General features: G+C 70.8%; 16 protein-coding genes. 10 read left to right on the top strand and 6 right to left on the bottom strand.

The annotated features are described in order from the left end of the window. The first annotated feature begins 209 nt into the window (after positions 1–209). The 4 genes from BMY07_RS24085 (at position 210) to BMY07_RS24100 (ending at position 5,708) form a co-directional block, all read left to right on the top strand. Positions 210–1,067, top strand: coding sequence for a GNAT family N-acetyltransferase (locus BMY07_RS24085; RefSeq protein ID WP_218150751.1), 858 nt, complete (start codon positions 210–212; stop codon positions 1,065–1,067). Continuing rightward, positions 1,064–1,807: a type 1 glutamine amidotransferase gene (locus BMY07_RS24090; RefSeq protein WP_092783087.1), complete on the top strand. Its 744-nt coding sequence runs from the start codon at positions 1,064–1,066 to the stop codon at positions 1,805–1,807. The genes BMY07_RS24085 and BMY07_RS24090 overlap by 4 nt, the downstream gene beginning before the upstream one ends. Positions 1,808–1,811: 4 nt before the next feature. Next, entirely contained in the window at positions 1,812–4,784 is a 2,973-nt protein-coding gene (locus BMY07_RS24095; protein WP_092783090.1) for a bifunctional [glutamine synthetase] adenylyltransferase/[glutamine synthetase]-adenylyl-L-tyrosine phosphorylase, read from the top strand. Between the two features lie 510 nt (positions 4,785–5,294). Continuing rightward, complete coding sequence (locus BMY07_RS24100; RefSeq protein WP_092783093.1) at positions 5,295–5,708, top strand: acyl-CoA thioesterase; 414 nt, start codon at positions 5,295–5,297, stop codon at positions 5,706–5,708. Here the strand turns inward: BMY07_RS24100 and BMY07_RS24105 are convergent. The 3 genes from BMY07_RS24105 to glnA all read right to left on the bottom strand — a co-directional run bounded on the left by BMY07_RS24105 (position 5,705) and on the right by glnA (position 8,754). Beyond that, on the bottom strand, positions 5,705–6,799 hold the full coding sequence (locus BMY07_RS24105; RefSeq protein WP_092783096.1) for a P-loop NTPase family protein: 1,095 nt from the start codon (positions 6,797–6,799) through the stop codon (positions 5,705–5,707). The genes BMY07_RS24100 and BMY07_RS24105 overlap by 4 nt on opposite strands. A 182-nt stretch (positions 6,800–6,981) precedes the next feature. Further along, a complete protein-coding gene (locus tag BMY07_RS24110; RefSeq protein ID WP_143073617.1) occupies positions 6,982–7,188 on the bottom strand; it encodes a hypothetical protein in 207 nt (68 codons plus the stop codon). Positions 7,189–7,329: 141 nt separating this feature from the next. After that, a complete protein-coding gene (gene glnA, locus BMY07_RS24115; RefSeq protein ID WP_092783102.1) occupies positions 7,330–8,754 on the bottom strand; it encodes a type I glutamate--ammonia ligase in 1,425 nt (474 codons plus the stop codon). 202 nt (positions 8,755–8,956) lie between these two features. Between glnA and BMY07_RS24120 the strand changes: the two genes are divergently transcribed. Beyond that, complete coding sequence (locus BMY07_RS24120) at positions 8,957–9,439, top strand: RDD family protein (RefSeq protein ID WP_092783106.1); 483 nt, start codon at positions 8,957–8,959, stop codon at positions 9,437–9,439. Between the two features lie 9 nt (positions 9,440–9,448). On the opposite strand, the gene BMY07_RS24125 is transcribed toward BMY07_RS24120, so the two are convergent. From BMY07_RS24125 to BMY07_RS24135, 3 genes are all read right to left on the bottom strand, one after another. After that, complete coding sequence (locus BMY07_RS24125) at positions 9,449–10,174, bottom strand: GNAT family N-acetyltransferase (protein WP_143073618.1); 726 nt, start codon at positions 10,172–10,174, stop codon at positions 9,449–9,451. Between the two features lie 129 nt (positions 10,175–10,303). Next, positions 10,304–10,882 (bottom strand): Uma2 family endonuclease, encoded by a 579-nt coding sequence (locus BMY07_RS24130; protein WP_092783711.1) that lies wholly within the window; start codon positions 10,880–10,882, stop codon positions 10,304–10,306. 74 nt (positions 10,883–10,956) lie between these two features. Then, a complete protein-coding gene (locus BMY07_RS24135) occupies positions 10,957–11,688 on the bottom strand; it encodes a DUF4191 domain-containing protein (RefSeq protein ID WP_092783111.1) in 732 nt (243 codons plus the stop codon). A 62-nt stretch (positions 11,689–11,750) separates the two neighbouring features. Between BMY07_RS24135 and BMY07_RS24140 the strand changes: the two genes are divergently transcribed. From BMY07_RS24140 to BMY07_RS35005, 5 genes are all read left to right on the top strand, one after another. Beyond that, positions 11,751–13,835, top strand: a complete 2,085-nt coding sequence (locus BMY07_RS24140) for an ATP-dependent DNA helicase UvrD2 (RefSeq protein WP_092783114.1) — start codon at positions 11,751–11,753, stop codon at positions 13,833–13,835. Positions 13,836–13,999: 164 nt separating this feature from the next. Next, on the top strand, positions 14,000–14,314 hold the full coding sequence (locus BMY07_RS24145; RefSeq protein ID WP_092783117.1) for a hypothetical protein: 315 nt from the start codon (positions 14,000–14,002) through the stop codon (positions 14,312–14,314). Positions 14,315–14,470: 156 nt separating this feature from the next. Beyond that, the gene (locus tag BMY07_RS24150) at positions 14,471–14,857 is read left to right on the top strand and encodes a WhiB family transcriptional regulator (protein ID WP_092783120.1); all 387 of its coding nucleotides are present in this window, start codon (positions 14,471–14,473) and stop codon (positions 14,855–14,857) included. Next, positions 14,854–15,069 carry a hypothetical protein gene (locus tag BMY07_RS24155; protein ID WP_092783123.1) on the top strand — a complete coding sequence of 72 codons (216 nt, stop codon included), beginning with the start codon at positions 14,854–14,856 and terminating at the stop codon, positions 15,067–15,069. Before BMY07_RS24150 ends, BMY07_RS24155 begins: the two co-directional genes overlap by 4 nt. A gap of 154 nt (positions 15,070–15,223) precedes the next feature. After that, on the top strand, positions 15,224–15,829 hold the full coding sequence (locus BMY07_RS35005; protein ID WP_218150762.1) for a DUF742 domain-containing protein: 606 nt from the start codon (positions 15,224–15,226) through the stop codon (positions 15,827–15,829). Positions 15,830–15,859: the final 30 nt, after the last annotated feature.

Raw genomic sequence — 15,859 nt, forward strand, 5'->3', positions numbered from 1 at the left:
TCTTCAGGCCCCGCCTTTGTGCTCTTCCCAGGAGGTCGCAGGGGCCCCGCGCAAAACAAGTTCGCCCCATCGAGCACAGCTCGAAACTCGCGCCCGGGCCAATGCCGCAGGCGAGGCGTTGATCGTCGACGCCGCAGGCGAGCACGAGAGCCGGAACGCCCCACCACAATCCAGTCGCCCCACCCCACCCCATCAGCCACCATGTCCCGATGCGCGTAATCCGTCACACCACCCTCCACGACTTCTGGTCAGCCGTAGAGCACCTCTACTCCGCCGACCCAATCCGGCACACCGTCGCCATGACGGTCCTCACCCGCCTCCAAGCCCTACCCGAGCCGCCAGCAGACATCACGCTGCTCACCACCCACGACGGTGACGCACTAACCGGCGCGAGCTTCCAGTTCGGTCCCTGGCCTCTAGCCCTATCCGGGCTCCCCACCAGCACCCACGACGCCGTCATCGAGGACCTCCTGGTGCATGGCGACACAATCCGTCGCGCACAAGGCCCGCGTGACGTCGCCGACCACTTCATCGTCCGGTGGACCAGCGCAACCGGTACGACCGTCGAGCGACTGCGCTCCGAACGGCTCTTCCGGCTCGGCGACTTGGTGCACCCCACCGTCGAGGGCCAGGTCCGGTTCGGCACCATCGACGACCTGGAGCTCCTCGGCAGGTGGTGCACCGGGTTCAGCGACGAGGCCCTGGACGGCGACGAGGGCCTTCCCGATCCGGTGGAGTTCGCCCGGGACGCGGTGGTGGGCGGGCGTGGTGTGGCGATCTGGACCGACGGCGTGCCGGTCGCGATGGCCATGGCGACCAAGCCGGTCCGGGGGATGTCGCGGATCGGGCCGGTCTACACGCCCAAGGAGCACCGAGGACACGGGTACGCCAGCGCGGTGACCGCCGCGGCAGCGCGGTGGGCCGGGGAACGGGGTGCCGACGACGTGCTGCTGTTCGCTGACCTGGACAACCCCGTCGCCAACTCGATCTACCAGCGGATCGGCTTCCGGCCGGTGTTCGATGCCGTGGAGGCGACCTTCGCCGGACGGAATACCCTCGGGGCGTGACGTCAGTTCTGGTCGTGCAGCTCGATGACACCGATCCGCCCGGCAGGCTCGCCGAATGGCTGGCCGACGCCGGAGCCGAGATCACCCTCGCCCAGCCCTACCGGGAGCCGCTGCCCGAGGGGGAGTACGCGGCGGTCGTGTGCCTGGGCGGGCCGATGGGGGCGAACGACGTCATCGACCACCCGTGGCTGGTCGACGTGCGCAGGCTGCTGGCGACGTCGGTGACCAAGCGGACGCCGGTGCTCGCGGTGTGCCTGGGTGCGCAGCTGCTCGCGGTCGCGACCGGTGGCGTTGTCGAGGTCGGGGACAACGGTCCGGAGGTCGGCGGCGGGCTCGTCGCCAAGCGGGACCTGGGTGCCGCGGACCCGTTGTTCGCGGAGCTGCCGATGATGCCGGACGTGGTGCAGTTCCACCACGACGCCGTGACCAGGCTGCCCGTCGACGCCGCGCTGCTCGCCTCCGCGACCCGGTACCCGAACCAGGCGTTCCGGGTCGGGCCGGTCGCCTACGGCATCCAGTTCCACATCGAGACCACCCCCGAGACCCTGCTCGCCTGGGCCGCGGACAACCCGGAGAGCGCCGCGTGGGCCAAGCCCGGCGCGTTCGAACCCGACCGGGTGGCCGAGCTGCACGACGACGTCGAAGAGGTGTGGCGGCCGTTCGTCGAGCGGTTCGTGCGGCTCGCCCGGGGTGAGCTGGCCCCGGTGTCGCCCACCCGGCCGACGCTCCCGCTCATCTGACGCCATGGCCGACTCCGCGCGCCACATCTCCTCAGCCGCCCGCTTCGGCCTGACCGACCCGCGCGCGGAGCAGGACCTGCGCGCCGCGGGGCTCTGGGGTGACGCCGGACCGCGGCGGGAGACCATCCTCAGCGCGCTCTCCCGCAGCCCGGACCCGGACCTGGCCCTGCGCGGCCTCGACCGGATCCGCGAGGCGGACGAGGACGGCTGGCTGGTGCTGCGCGCCGAACTGGAGTCCGACCGCAGGCTGCGCGCGCGGCTCATCGCCGTGCTGGGGTCGTCCACCGCGTTCGCCGACTTCCTCACCGCGCACCCGGACCAATGGCGCAGGCTCGATGGTGGCGGTACCGCGGTAGAGGACTACACCGCAGCCCTCTATGCCGCCGTCGATGCCACAGGCGACATTCCTACCGCCGCTGTACGGGGACACGACGCCGTGCGCGCGCTCAAGTCCGCTTACCGTGGCCTTCTCATGGAAGTCGCCGCGGACGACTTGGGCCACCTCGTCGACTCAACGCTGCCGCGTCCTGACTACGACCACGTCGCCCGGCAGCTCAGTGAACTCGCGGAGGCCGCGCTGCGTGCCGCGCTCGCTGTCGCGTGGGCCGAGACCGGGGGCCAGAGCACCGCGCGGCTCGCGGTCATCGCCATGGGCAAGTGCGGTGGCGGCGAGCTGAACTACGTCAGCGATGTCGACGTCGTGTTCGTCGGCGAGGACGACACGGCGGTCGCGACCAGGGCGGCCAGCGCGATGATGCGGGTCGCCACCGAGGCCTGCTTCGAGGTCGACGCCGGGCTGCGCCCCGAGGGCCGCAACGGGGCGCTGGTCCGCACCCTCGACGGCCACAGCGCGTACTACAAGCGCTGGGCCAAGACCTGGGAGTTCCAGGCGCTGCTCAAGGCCAGGCCGGTCGCCGGGGACGCCGAGCTCGGCCAGGCCTACCTCGACGTCGTCACCCCCATGGTGTGGACCGCGGCGGACCGGGAGAACTTCGTCCCCGAGGTGCAGGCCATGCGCAGGCGGGTCGAGGACCACGTGCCGGCCGAGCTGGTCGACCGGGAGCTCAAGCTCGGCCGCGGCGGCCTGCGCGATGTCGAGTTCGCCGTGCAGCTGCTGCAACTGGTGCACGGCCGCACCGACGAGCTGCTCCGCCTCGGGTCCACAGTGGACGCACTGGCCGCGCTCGGCGCGGGCGGCTACGTCGGCCGGACCGATGCCGCCGAGCTGGCCGACTCGTACCGGTTCCTGCGCACCCTCGAACACCGCCTGCAGCTGCAACGGCTGCGCCGCACCCACCTGTTCCCCGCCGACAGCGAGACCGACGACCTGCGCTGGCTCGCCAGGGCCAGCGGCATCGGGCCCGAGCGCGGCCGCAACGCCGCCCAGGTCCTGCTGGCCGACTTCCGCAGGCACACCAACCGCATCCGGCGGCTGCACGAGAAGCTGTTCTACCGCCCGCTGCTCGACGCCGTCGCCCGCGTCCCGACCGAACAGCTGCGGCTGACCACCAACCAGGCGCACGCCCGGCTCGCCGCGCTCGGCTACAGCTCGCCGCAGGGCGCGCTGCAGCACATCAAGGCCCTCACCGAGGGCGTGTCCCGGCGCGCGGCGATCCAGGGCGCGATCCTGCCCGTGCTGCTCGACCTGCTGGGCTCCACACCGGACCCCGATGGCGGCCTTCTCGCGTACCGCAAGGTGTCCGAGGCGCTGTCATCCACGCCCTGGTACCTGCGGGTGTTGCGCGACGAGGGCGCCGTTGCCGAACGGTTGGCAACCTTGCTGGGGACGTCCAAGCTGGTGCCAGACCTCGTCGTGCGCGCGCCCGAGGTGTTGCGGCTGCTCGCCGAGCCCAAGGAATTGGCACTCCGTGCGCCCGCCGAGGTCGCGGAAGCATTGCGGGCAGCGGTGAAGCGGCATGGCTATCTGGGCAACGCCGTTGCCGCGGCACGGTCGTTGCGTCGGCACGAGCTGTTGCGGATCGCTTGTGCTGACCTGCTCGGGTTCACAGATGTGCTGTCGGTGTGCTCGGCGCTGTCGAGCGTGTGGTGCGCGGTGTTGCAGGCTTCGCTGGCCGCGGTGGACCGGGCTGAGGCGGCGTCCGCGGGCGGGCACCTGGCGACGATCGCCGTCATCGGCATGGGCAGGCTCGGGGGCAGCGAACTCGGCTACGGCTCCGACGCGGACGTCATGTTCGTGTGCGAGCCCGCGCCGGGCGTCGACGACAGCGACGCCCTGAAGTACGCGGGCCGCGTCGCGCAGACCGTGCGCAAACTGCTCGGGTCGCCCACGCAGGACCCGCCGCTCCAGGTGGACGTCGACCTGCGGCCCGAGGGACGGCAGGGCGCGATCGTGCGCACCATGGAGTCCTACCGCGCCTATTACGCGCAGTGGGGCGAGATCTGGGAGGCGCAGGCCCTGCTGCGCGCCCACCCGGTCGCGGGCGACGAGGCCCTGGGCGCCCGGTTCATCGAGATGATCAACCCCATCCGCTACCCGGCTGGCGGCCTGGACGCCGCCCAGGTCAGGGAGATCCGCCGCATCAAGGCCAGGGTCGACACCGAACGCCTCCCGCGCGGCGCCGACCCCGCCACCCACACCAAACTGGGCCGAGGCGGCCTAGCGGACGTCGAGTGGACCGTGCAACTGCTGCAGCTGCGCCACGCCCACACCGAACCCGCGCTGCGCACAACCTCCACAATGGACGGCCTAACCGCCGCCACCGACGCAGGCCTACTGACCCCCGAGGACGCCACCGCCCTACGCGAAGCCTGGCTCCTGGCCACCCGCGTCCGCAACGCCGCCACTTTGGTCCGAGGCAAGCAAACCGACCAACTCCCCACCCACGGCCGAGAACTGGCCGCCGTAGCCGCCGCCATGGGCACCCCCCTGACCGAAGACCCCGGCACCTTCACCGACACCTACCGCCGCACCACCCGCCACGCCCGAGCCGTCGTAGAACACGTCTTCTACGACTAACCCCCTCACGCAGTCGGCCTCGACGTGCCCCTCTCAGTCGTTGGCCTCAACGCGCCCCTCGCAGGCGTTGGTCCCACGCGCCCCTATGCAACGTTGGCCAACCACGCGCTCCTCACGATCGTTGGCCGACAACCGCTCCTCGGATCCGCTGGTGCCAGGCCGGCTCGATGGGGTGGACTTGTTTTGTGTGGGGTGGCGGCGTCCGTAAACTCGCCAGCGTGGGGGAGGGCCGTCTCTTCAGGCCCCGCCTTTGTGCTCTTCCCAGGAGGTCGCAGGGGCCCCGCGCAAAACAAGTTCGCCCCATCGAGCACAGCTCGAAACTCGCGCCCCGGCCAATGCCGAAGGCGAGGCGTTTCCGTCGACGGCGAAGCCGAGCACGAGAGCCGGAACAACCCAGCTCAAGATCAAACCCGCCACAGCAGCCCCCGATATACAGCCTACCGAGAGCCACCGACAAACCGGTCCGAGCGACCAAGCCCCCTGTGGACAACCCCCACCTACGCTCCCCCCATGACCTGGACCACCCCCATCACCGTCCGCAGCTACGAACTAGACGCCCTGGGCCACCTCAACCACGCCGTCTACCACCAATACGCCGAAGTAGCCCGAGTCCAAGGCTTCGCCGCAGCAGGCTGTGAATGGGACGGCCTCATCAAAGCAGGCACCGCCCCCGTGCTACTCCAGTCCACAATCAACTTCCGCCGCGAGCTCCGCGCAGGCGACACCGTCCACGTAGACCTGGTGCTCAAGTTCGGCGCAAGCAAGACCTTCTCCGCCGATTCCACCATCACCAAGCTCGACGGCACCGTCTCCGCCGAGGTCACCTGTCTGCTCGGTCTGATGGACCTCACAGCGCGCAAGTTGGTCGCCGACCCCCAGGCCGTGCTCGCTGGGCACGGCCTGGACGTCAGCGTCTTGGGCTAGGCGAGGACTTCGTCGACTCCGTGGTCGACCAGTTGGGTCTCGGCCGACTCGGCTACCGCGCGGCGGAGGAGTTCGCCCGCGAGGGCGGGGGACTGCAGGTCGAGCGGGCCGTACACCGGGACGTCCAGGCCTGCCTGGGCTTCGCGGACGGCCAGGGGGGAGGCGGTGAGCAGGCCGCTGACCGCGAGGACCGGGTGGTTGCCCGCGCGCAGCCGCTGCACGCCGTAGAGCGCGCCGGAGGAGTCGGCGGCCGCGAACAGGACGCCGCTGGTGATCTTGCGGATCTCCGGGCGGTCGAGCAGTTGCGCGGTCTCGGGCTGCAGCAGGCCGTCGGCGATCTCCAGCACGATGGCGTCGACGCCGCGGGCCATCAGGTGGCCGTGCAGCAGCAGGGAACTGGTCACCAGGCGTTCCAGCGGGATGCGGAACGTGGTGGCCATGCCCGCGTCGGTGAAGTCCAGGGCCGCCACCGCGCCCGAGTCGCGGAACAGCCACGGGTCGCCGCCCGCCGCGGTGCCGGTCAGCTTCGCCGCGCCGACCCGCAGGCCGGAGCGGGACAGGCCGTGCACGAGGGACGCGCACGTCGTGGTCTTGCCCGAGTTCATCGACGTGCCGACCACGACGAACGTCGGGGGCTTGCGCAGCGCGGCCAGCGGGGCGCCCAGCGCCAGGTCGGACACGTTGATGACGTGCCCGGCGTGGTCGCCGACCAGCCCGAGCGGGCGGACCGTGGTCGGCGCGCTCACCGCGGCGTTGCGGCTGCGGACCTTGCCCAGCACGCCACCGGCCGCGACCAGGTCGCAGGCGCCGAGGTCGTCGGGCAGCTCCGCCTCGAAGTGGTCCGGGGCGTAGCGCGCGCCGTAGGCGACCAGGATCTCGTCCCCCACGTACAGCTTCGCTTTCCGGCCATCGGTCAGCTCGAGCACCTGGTGGTACCCGACCTTGGTGACCTCGGCGAGCACCAGGTCCCCGTGCCGGGGTTGGTGATCGCTGTGGTGGACGAGGCTCAGGCTGGCGCAGCGATCGAGGTTGCGCACGGAGTAAGCCGTTTTGAGGCGTTCGACGCGCGCGGCATCAAGGGGTGCGAACATGGCTGGGTCCTCGTCGATAGCGGGGAAACGTCCGAACGAGACGTGACCGGACGTGTGCGCGGGAGCGTAAAGCCTGCCGAGCCGACAAGGGAATCCCGTACCAGGTCTCGATTCGGGAAACAGTTCTGTAACCCAGCTAACAGTGCTGGTGGAACCGGATGGTCTACCTGATCGGGTGGATTTCAGGCAGGCCCCGGCCACGCCGGACGCACCCGCAGCGCCACCCGACCGGCCCGCACCCCGGCCACCCCGGCCACCACCGCCCCCGGGTCGACCGCGGCGCGCAACGCCGAAGCCGGGTCCACTTGCGCCCCCAGCAGGGCTTCCTCGTCGAACACGGTGACGGTGACCTCGGTGGTGACGACGAACTGGCGTCCGGTGTTGGTCATGGCTCCGAGCCTGCCCGCGACCACCACCCCGGCACATCCGGACCGGACCCGGGTTCGTTCTCAGGGTCTTCCCCTCCGGGACGCCGAACGGCCGAGGGGCTGGCAGCCCCTCGGCCGTCGAGACTTCTTACGCTTACCGGGTCACACGTCGTAGTAGAGCCCGAACTCGTAGGGGTGCGGGCGCAGGCGCAGCGGGTCGATCTCGTGCTCGCGCTTGAACGCCACCCACGTCTCGATCACGTCGGGGGTGAACACGCCGCCCTCGAGCAGGTAGTCGTGGTCGGCCTCCAGCGCGGTCAGCACCTCGCCGAGCGACGCCGGGACCTGCGCGACCTCGCGGGCCTCCTCCGGGGGCAGCTCGTAGAGGTCCTTGTCGATCGGGGCGGGCGGCTCGATCTTGTTCTTCACGCCGTCCAGACCGGCCATCACGATCGCGGCGAACGCCAGGTACGGGTTACCCGAGGAGTCGGGGCAGCGGAACTCGACCCGCTTGGCCTTGGCGTTGTTGCCGGTGATCGGGATGCGCACGCAGGCGGAGCGGTTGCGCTGCGAGTAGACCAGGCTCACCGGGGCCTCGTAGCCGGGCACCAGGCGGTGGTAGGAGTTCACCGTCGGGTTGGTGAACGCCAGCAGCGACGGGGCGTGCGCGAGCAGGCCGCCGATGTAGTGCCGGGCGGTGTCGGACAGGCCCGCGTAGCCGGACTCGTCGTGGAACAGCGGCGTGCCGTCCTTCCACAGCGACGAGTGCACGTGCATGCCGGAGCCGTTGTCCCCGAAGAGCGGCTTGGGCATGAAGGTGGCCGACTTGTCCGCGGCCCACGCGGTGTTCTTGATGATGTACTTGAACAGCTGCAGGTCGTCCGCGGCGTGCAGCAGCGTGTTGAACCGGTAGTTGATCTCGGTCTGGCCGCCGGTGCCGACCTCGTGGTGCGCGCGCTCGACGTTGAAGCCCGCGCCCTGCATCTTGAGCACCATCTGGTCGCGCAGGTCGGCGAAGTGGTCGACCGGCGGCACCGGGAAGTAGCCGCCCTTGAAGCGGGTCTTGTACCCCTTGTTGTTGCCGTCCTCGAGCGCGCCGGTGTTCCACCAGCCCTCCACCGAGTCGATCTCGTGGAACGAGCCGTTCTCGGTGTAGTCGAAGCGGATCGAGTCGAAGATGTAGAACTCCGCCTCGGGGCCGAAGTACGCGGTGTCGGCGAACCCGGACTCGGCGATGTACTGCTCGGCCTTGCGGGCGATGTTGCGCGGGTCGCGGCTGTAGGCCTCGCGGGTGAACGGGTCGTGCACGAAGAAGTTCAGGATCAGCGTCTTCTCGATCCGGAACGGGTCGATCCGCGCCGTGTACGGGTCGGGCAGCAGCAGCATGTCGGACTCGTGGATCGACTGGAACCCGCGCACGGACGAGCCGTCGAAGGCCAGGCCCTCGGTGAAGGCGTCCTCGTCGAACGCGCTCGCGGGCAGGGTGAAGTGCTGCATCACGCCCGGCAGGTCGCAGAACCGGACATCGACGAACTTCACGTCCTCGTCGGCGATGAAGCGCAAGACCTCGTCGGAAGAGTTGAACACGCTGCTTAGCTCCTTCGTCTCCGTCACGGGACCAGACCCGGCCCACCGCCGTCGCGGCCCTGCCGTACCCGCTCGGTGATGACGCTATGAGGGCGGTGTTGCCCGACCGTCACCCGGATGTTTCGCCAGTGTTAACGACGCCACGACGGCGGTGACGAGCATGCCAGGGCGCGTCCGAGCGGGCACCTTCTACGCTGGTCGGGTGAGCAGATGGACCGGGACATGGCTGTCCGGGCCCGGCGCGGGCCTCGACCCCGCCGACGGCCCCGTGCGCTACCGCGGCGAGCGCCTCGGCGCGCCGGAGAACGGACCGGGGTCGGTGGCCTCCAACGGCATCCGGCTCGGCGCGCTGGTGATCGACCTGGTGCTGTCGTCCCTGGTGACGTCGGTGTTCCTGCGGCCCGACTACGACGACCCGACGCAGATGTGGCGGTTCAACATCTGGGCGGGCCTGGTCTGGCTGCTGATCACCGTCGCCGGGGTCGCGCTGGCCGGGTTCACCCCGGGCAAGGGCCTGCTCGGCCTGCGCGTGGTCCGGATGGACGGCACCGCCCTGGTCGGCCCGTTCCGCGCCCTGCCGAGGACCCTGCTGATCGCGGTGATCATCCCGGCGGCCATCACCGACAAGGACGGGCGCGGGCTGCACGACCGGCTCACCGGCACGATCGTCCTGCGCACCCGCTGACCCGGCCGTTCAGGCGCCCGGTTCGACCAGGTGGACGGCGTTGGCCGCCGTGGTGAAGCCGACGGTCCGGTAGACGCGGTCCGCGTCGTCACCACCGGGGGTGAGCCAGGTCAGGTCGGCGCCGCCCAGCTCGGCCGCCACCCGCACGGCGTGCGCGGTGACCAGCGCGCCGAGCCCCCGGCGCCGGTACCGCTCGTCGGTCGCGACCCCGACGACCTCGGTGATCCCGTCCGCCACCTGCGTCCACGACGCGACCGCCGCGGCCTCCCCGTCGACGGTGGCCAGCACCGACCCGCCATCGGCAGGCTCCGGCGGCGGCCCGGTGGGCACCTCGACCGGCATCCCGAACGCCGCACCCGCCACCCGGGCCCCGGCGACCCGCCCGGCCTCGGAGCTGACGTACTCGATGGTGACCCCGTGCTCGGTCTCCGGGACCCGCACCTGCCCCGGCACCAGGGTCATGACCGGCAACCGCGCCGTGACCTGCAACCCCGCCGCCTGGAGCAGCTCCGCCGCCCCCGGACACGCCTGCGAGATCAACTCGAACCGCAACGTCCCCGCCGGGAAGACCTCCCGGAGCAACTCAAGCCCCTGCGCCACCTCACGGGCATCATCAACCTCTTCCCCCGGCCGCGACGCGACAGCGTAAGAGAGGTAGGCAGGCCCATCCGTCGCGATCAACCCGGTGAACGGCCCCGCAGGCACCACATGCCTGGTCTGCAACAACACCGGCACCCCGTCATCCCCCACCACCCGCCTGGCCCGACTCAACCCAGACAACTGCGCGGCAGCGATACGAGACGCGAGCGGATCAGCAAGAGGCACGCGCGGACGTTATCCCCGCCCGCCCGTGTCCGCCTCTCGTTATTTGAGGTCCAGCGACACCGGGAACGGGATGTCTGTCGTGTAGTGCCCGGTGATCTCGTCGCCCGAGTGGTAGCCGAACTGCTCGCTCAGGTGAGCGGGCAGCAGGGACGTCGGCTCGTCGAGGTCGACGATCCAGTAGTGTGGGATCCCGGCCTCGGCGTACTCCGCGTACTTCACGACCCGGTCGGTCCGCTTGGAGCCGGGGGAGACGATCTCGATGACCACCAGGACCTCCGCGGCGCGGAGCAGGCCGCCCGTCTCCTGCCTGCGGGCCACCTCGGCCTTCGGCACGATCACCATGTCCGGCCTTCTGCTGTATCCGGGGCCACCCGGGTCCGCGATGCCCAGATCGATGTCGACCTCGAGGATCAGGTCGAGGTCACTCGGTAGTTGGTCGAACAACTGGTAGCCGAACCCGAACATCGCCTTCTGGTGTTCGGGCGTGGGGCTTGGGGACATCAACAAACGGCCCTCTAGCAGCTCTGTGTAGCCGACCGCGACCTCGTCGAGGTCGGCGTACTCCGCGATGGTCAGTAGGTGCGTGGGCGCGCTGGATTCGATGTGATGCCGTCGCATCGCGATCACGGGCTCCTCCTCGCAATAGACCAAAAGGGTGCCACGGGGCTACGACAAAAAGTCTAGCGGGGTGCCTACCTGCGGCGCATTGTGCGCTGGACGCTGCGCATCTTGGCGCCTGCGGGCATGGGGCCCTTGGGCATGGCGGCGCCGCCGCGGGCGGAGATGGCGGCTAGGCGCTTCTCGACGGTGTCGATCTGGGCGGGGCGGAGGTTGTTGGGGAGCTTCATCAGGTGCTTCTGCAGCTTGCTGAGCTCGACCTGGCCCTCGTCGCGGCCGACGATCACGTCGTAGATGGGGGTGTCGCCGACCAGGCGGGCGATGCGCTTCTTCTCCTGGGCGAGCAGGGTCTTCACCCGGTGCGGGGCGCCCTCGGCGACCAGGATGACGCCGGGGCGGCCGAGGACCCGGTGGATGACGTCGAGCTGGGTGGTGCCGTTGACCGCGGTGGCCACCCGCCAGCGGCCGCGCAGGAAGTTCTCCAGCACCCAGCCCGCCGCCCCCGGCTGGCCCTCCGCCTTGCTGAACTGGGTGCGCTGCACCCGCCGCCCGAACAGGATCACGGCCGCGAGCAGGCCGAACATGATGCCCACCGGCAGCAGGTACCACTCGATCCCGAGCAGCAGCCCGATGCCGAAGGCCACCCCGCCCAGCACCACGACGGCGCCGATCATGAGCGGCAGCAGCGCCTTGTCTTCCTTGCGCTGCATGGAGAACGCCTGGAAGATCTGCGCGCGCCGGGCCTTGGACGCTGCCTTGCGCGTCTTCTTGGCTTCCTTGGCGGCCGCCTTGTCCTGCTTAGCCATAACCACCAGGATACGGGGCCGCCTCCCCCGGTTGGTGGGCGCGCTCTGTCAGGATGCACGGCATGGCTGGCGCGGACACGGACCTGATCGCCGGGCTCGACCCGGAGCAGCTCGCCGCGGTGCGCGCCCCGCGCGGCCCCGTGTGCGTGCTCGCGGGCGCCGGGACCGGCAAGACCAGGACGATCGTCAGCCGCATCGCGCACCTCATCGGCTCCGGCCACGTCACCGCGGGCCAGGTCCTCGCGGTCACCTTCACCGCCCGCGCCGCGGGGGAGATGCGCACCCGCCTGCGCGCGATGGGCGTGCCGGGTGCCCAGGCCCGCACCTTCCACTCCGCCGCGCTGCGCCAGCTGCGGTACTTCTGGCCGCGGGTCGTCGGCGACGCGCAGTGGGACCTGGTGGAGACCAAGCTGCGGCTGGTCGGGCAGGCCGCGCACCGGGCGGGCACGGGCACCGAGCGGGAGGCGCTGCGGGACCTGGCGAGCGAGATCGAGTGGGCCAAGGCGTCGCTGATCGCCCCGGAGGACTACCCGGCCGCGGCCGCCCGCGTGCGCCGCGACACCCCGGCCGCCCCCGAGCTGGTGGCGAAGGTCTACGCCGGGTACGAGGCGGTGAAGAACGCGGCGAGGCAGCTCGACTTCGACGACCTGCTGCTGCACACCGCCGCCGCGCTGGAGGAGCACTCGGAGGTCGCCGAGGAGTTCCGCGACCGGTACCGCAGCTTCGTCGTCGACGAGTACCAGGACGTCACGCCGTTGCAGCAGCGCGTGCTCGACGCCTGGCTCGGCCGCCGCGACGACCTCACCGTCGTGGGTGACGCCAACCAGACCATCTACTCCTTCGCGGGCGCCTCGCCGCGTCCGCTGCTCGACTTCACCCGCCGGTTCCCCGAGGCGGCCGTGATCCGCCTGGAGCGCGACTACCGGTCGACGCCGGAGGTCGTGTCGCTCGCGAACCGGGTCATCTCCGCGGCCCGCGATAGGCCTGCCGGGTCCAGGCTGCGTTTGGTCGGTCAGCGCCCGGCAGGGCCAGAGCCGAGGTACGCCGAGTACGACGACGAGCCCGCTGAGGCCACCGCGGTCGCTGCCCGGGTCAAGGAGCTTGCCGAGGCTGGTACCCCTCTTAGCGAGATCGCGGTCCTCTACCGGATAAACGCCCAGTCGGAGGTGTACGAGCAGGCGCTCACCGAACTGGAGATCCCCTACCTGGTGCGCGGGGGCGAGCGGTTCTTCGCCCGCCAGGAGATCCGCCAGGCGGTCGCGGCGCTGCGCACGGCGGCGTTCAACGCCCCCGAGGGTGAATTGCCCGCGGTCGTACGGTCCGCGCTCGCGCCGGTAGGGCTGACGGAGGAGCCGCCCACGGGTGGGTCTGCCCGTGAGAAGTGGGGCTCGCTGTTAGCCCTGGTCGAGTTGGCCGAGGAGTTGGCGGCCGCGGATCCTGACGCTGACCTGCCGCGGTACGTGGCCGAGCTCGACCAGCGCGCTCAGGCCCAGCACCCGCCCACGGTCGAAGGCGTCACGCTCGCCTCCCTGCACGCGGCCAAGGGCCTGGAGTGGGACGCGGTGTTCCTCGTCGGCCTTGTCGACGGCACCTTGCCCATCCAGCACGCCGACGGTGATGACGCTGCCATCGAGGAGGAGCGCCGACTGCTTTACGTCGGTGTAACCCGTGCGCGCGAGCACTTGTCGCTGTCGTGGGCTCTTGCCCGAACCGAAGGCGGTAAGCGCTACCGCAGGCGAAGCCGGTTCCTCTACGGCCTGATCCCCGAGAACCACCCCACCGCGCGCGTCGCGGCGTCCCGGCAGCGCGAGATGCCGCGGCAGGCGATGGCGCGGGGGATGAACCCGGTGCGCTACTGCCGGGTCTGCGGCGACAAGCTGGTCGGCACGATGCCGGTCAAGCTCGGCCGCTGCGAGAGCTGCCCGTCCGACCTGGACGAGGGCCTGCTGGAGAAGCTGCGCGAGTGGCGGATGGAGCGGTCGCGGGGGCTCAAGGTCCCGGCATACGTGATCTTCACCGACGCGACGCTGCTGGCCATCGCCGAGCAGCGCCCCGCCGACCGGGCCGCGCTGGTGGCGATCTCCGGGGTCGGCGCGACCAAGCTGGACCGGTTCGGCGCCGAGGTCCTGGCCATCGTCGCCCCCTGAACAACTGGTCGAGCTCCCAGAACCACGGGTCGAGCGCCCCGGCCACCGGTCGAGTGATGTGTGACCGGGGTCACGGGAAGTTCTGGAAATTGGGTTGCACGGCCTCTATCAGGGCCAATAATCTGCTGAGGCAGGGCACGAAGTGCCCTGGACAGTCCAGCCGAGTGATCAAGCGTAGCAGGAAGGTGGTGGCCACGATGGTGATCTTCATGACGAACCAGCAAGGCACCGGCTTCCCGTCGTCCGCTTGCGTTTCCGCTCGTCTGCGCGCCATCGGCGGCTATGTCCCCGCCACGGCGTGGCGCAGTGAGCGCGGCAATGGCACCGGTGTCTTCACCGGGGCCGCACAGGTCGCCGCCACCACCACAAAGACGGCTCCGCCCGTCGTCGTCGAGCACGCGCTGCCGGTCACCACCGCCCGCACCGCCGATCTCGTCGTGAAGCAGCACCCGTCCGCAGCCTTGGGCTGGGGGACTTGACGCGCCGTCAAGTAACTCCAGGCCCCGAGGCCGCGGACTCCGACACCGGAGACCGCGGCCTTTTTGTTTGCCCAGGAACACCACCACATGACACGTCACCAGGTTTCCCCAGAGCACCACCAGCAGGTTTCCCAGACTTCACAGGAGTTCACCACCATGAGTACCGCCACCGCACCCCCGCCCGGGGTGTTCCCCGACCTGCTGAGCCCCTCGGGCTCGGGGGTCAGTGAGCTGCTCGACGCGGCTCCCTCGGCCGGTTTCGACCTGCCCTGCCGGTCCACCGCGAACCCCGACCTGTGGTTCGCCGACGCCCCCGCCGAGCTGGAGCGCGCCAAGGTCCTCTGCGGCGACTGCCCGGTCCGGGCGGCCTGCCTCGCCTCCGCACTCGCCAGGCACGAGCCGTGGGGTGTCTGGGGTGGGGAGATCTTCGAGCGCGGCGTGGTCATCGCCCGCAAGCGGCCGAGGGGTCGTCCGCGCAAGGAGGACGTCGTCAGGGACGCCGCCGAGCTGGTCGCCCGCGAGCAGAACGAGGTCGCCGCATGAACGCGCTGCTCAAAGACCCGATGTTCGACTTCAAGCCAGAGGGTTCCCCGCAAATGTTGATCTATGAGAATCTCGCCCGTTCTCGAAGGCTCGAGGCGGAGCAGGCAGCGCACGCGCGGCGCCTGGTCCGCCGGTTGAGCGCGGCCAAGCGGTGGCAGCGGGTCTCGCAGTGGGCGGCACGGCGCGCCGATCGCGCCACCGCCACGCTGTAAGTCCGCACCCGAGCCCGAAACCCACCGTGGTCCCCCGCGGTGGGTTTCGGCCGTTCGGGTGGAGAAACACGGTGGCAACCCCGATGTCATCGAACCCGCCCATGCCGGCGCTACCGTGGCCTTTCCTGCCCTCGAGCAGCGTCTGGACGTGGTGATGCACAGCGACGACGCGAGCACCGCCGGTGGCGGGCGCGAGCGCGCGGTCGAGGTCGGGCGCACCGGCGCCCGGTTCGGCCCGCCGGGACAGTGGCGCGGCACCGACGACGAGGTGGAGCTGCCCGGCCCACCCCCCGACCTCGGACTGGTCGGGGCCCGCTTCGGCGGCCGCAGGCGCCTCGAGGCCGTGCCCGCCGAGGAACCCGAGGTCGAGCCGCCCGCCGCGGCCGAGCCCGAGGTCGACCCGGAGGCCATGTCCGACGCCGAGTGGATGTCGCGCCCGCAGGCCCACGCCCTCGTCCGCCCCTACGCCTGGACCGGCGGTCGCACGACGGCCAGGGCCGACCTGGCCCTCGAGGCCCTGGTCAGCACGGTCGAGGTGCCCGCGCGGGCGTCCTGGGAGCACCGGATGATCACCGAGCTGTGCCTGAGCCCCCGCTCGGTCGCCGAGGTCGCCGCCCTGGTCTCGGTCCCCCTCGGCGTCGCCAGGGTCCTCATCACCGACCTCGCCGAGCGCGGCGTCCTCGCCATCCACCAGGCCGCCGAGGGCGTCCCCGACCTCGACTTCATGAGCCGGGTCCTCTCCGGGCTGCGCAAGCTCTAGCCCTTCCGCTGACTTTCCCCAACCCGCCAC

It is taken from the genome of Actinokineospora terrae, assembly GCF_900111175.1.
Taxonomy (GTDB): Bacteria; Actinomycetota; Actinomycetes; order Mycobacteriales; family Pseudonocardiaceae; genus Actinokineospora; species Actinokineospora terrae.

Coding starts and splice junctions, on each gene's coding strand:
- BMY07_RS24100 (WP_092783093.1), top strand. CDS start 5,295: ATGACCTGGACCACCCCCATCACCGTCCGCAGCTACGAACTAGACGCC.
- BMY07_RS24085 (WP_218150751.1), top strand. CDS start 210: ATGCGCGTAATCCGTCACACCACCCTCCACGACTTCTGGTCAGCCGTA.
- BMY07_RS35005 (WP_218150762.1), top strand. CDS start 15,224: ATGCACAGCGACGACGCGAGCACCGCCGGTGGCGGGCGCGAGCGCGCG.
- BMY07_RS24150 (WP_092783120.1), top strand. CDS start 14,471: ATGAGTACCGCCACCGCACCCCCGCCCGGGGTGTTCCCCGACCTGCTG.
- BMY07_RS24105 (WP_092783096.1), bottom strand. CDS start 6,799: ATGTTCGCACCCCTTGATGCCGCGCGCGTCGAACGCCTCAAAACGGCT.
- BMY07_RS24130 (WP_092783711.1), bottom strand. CDS start 10,882: ATGCGACGGCATCACATCGAATCCAGCGCGCCCACGCACCTACTGACC.
- BMY07_RS24155 (WP_092783123.1), top strand. CDS start 14,854: ATGAACGCGCTGCTCAAAGACCCGATGTTCGACTTCAAGCCAGAGGGT.
- BMY07_RS24135 (WP_092783111.1), bottom strand. CDS start 11,688: ATGGCTAAGCAGGACAAGGCGGCCGCCAAGGAAGCCAAGAAGACGCGC.
- BMY07_RS24095 (WP_092783090.1), top strand. CDS start 1,812: ATGGCCGACTCCGCGCGCCACATCTCCTCAGCCGCCCGCTTCGGCCTG.
- BMY07_RS24110 (WP_143073617.1), bottom strand. CDS start 7,188: ATGACCAACACCGGACGCCAGTTCGTCGTCACCACCGAGGTCACCGTC.
- BMY07_RS24140 (WP_092783114.1), top strand. CDS start 11,751: ATGGCTGGCGCGGACACGGACCTGATCGCCGGGCTCGACCCGGAGCAG.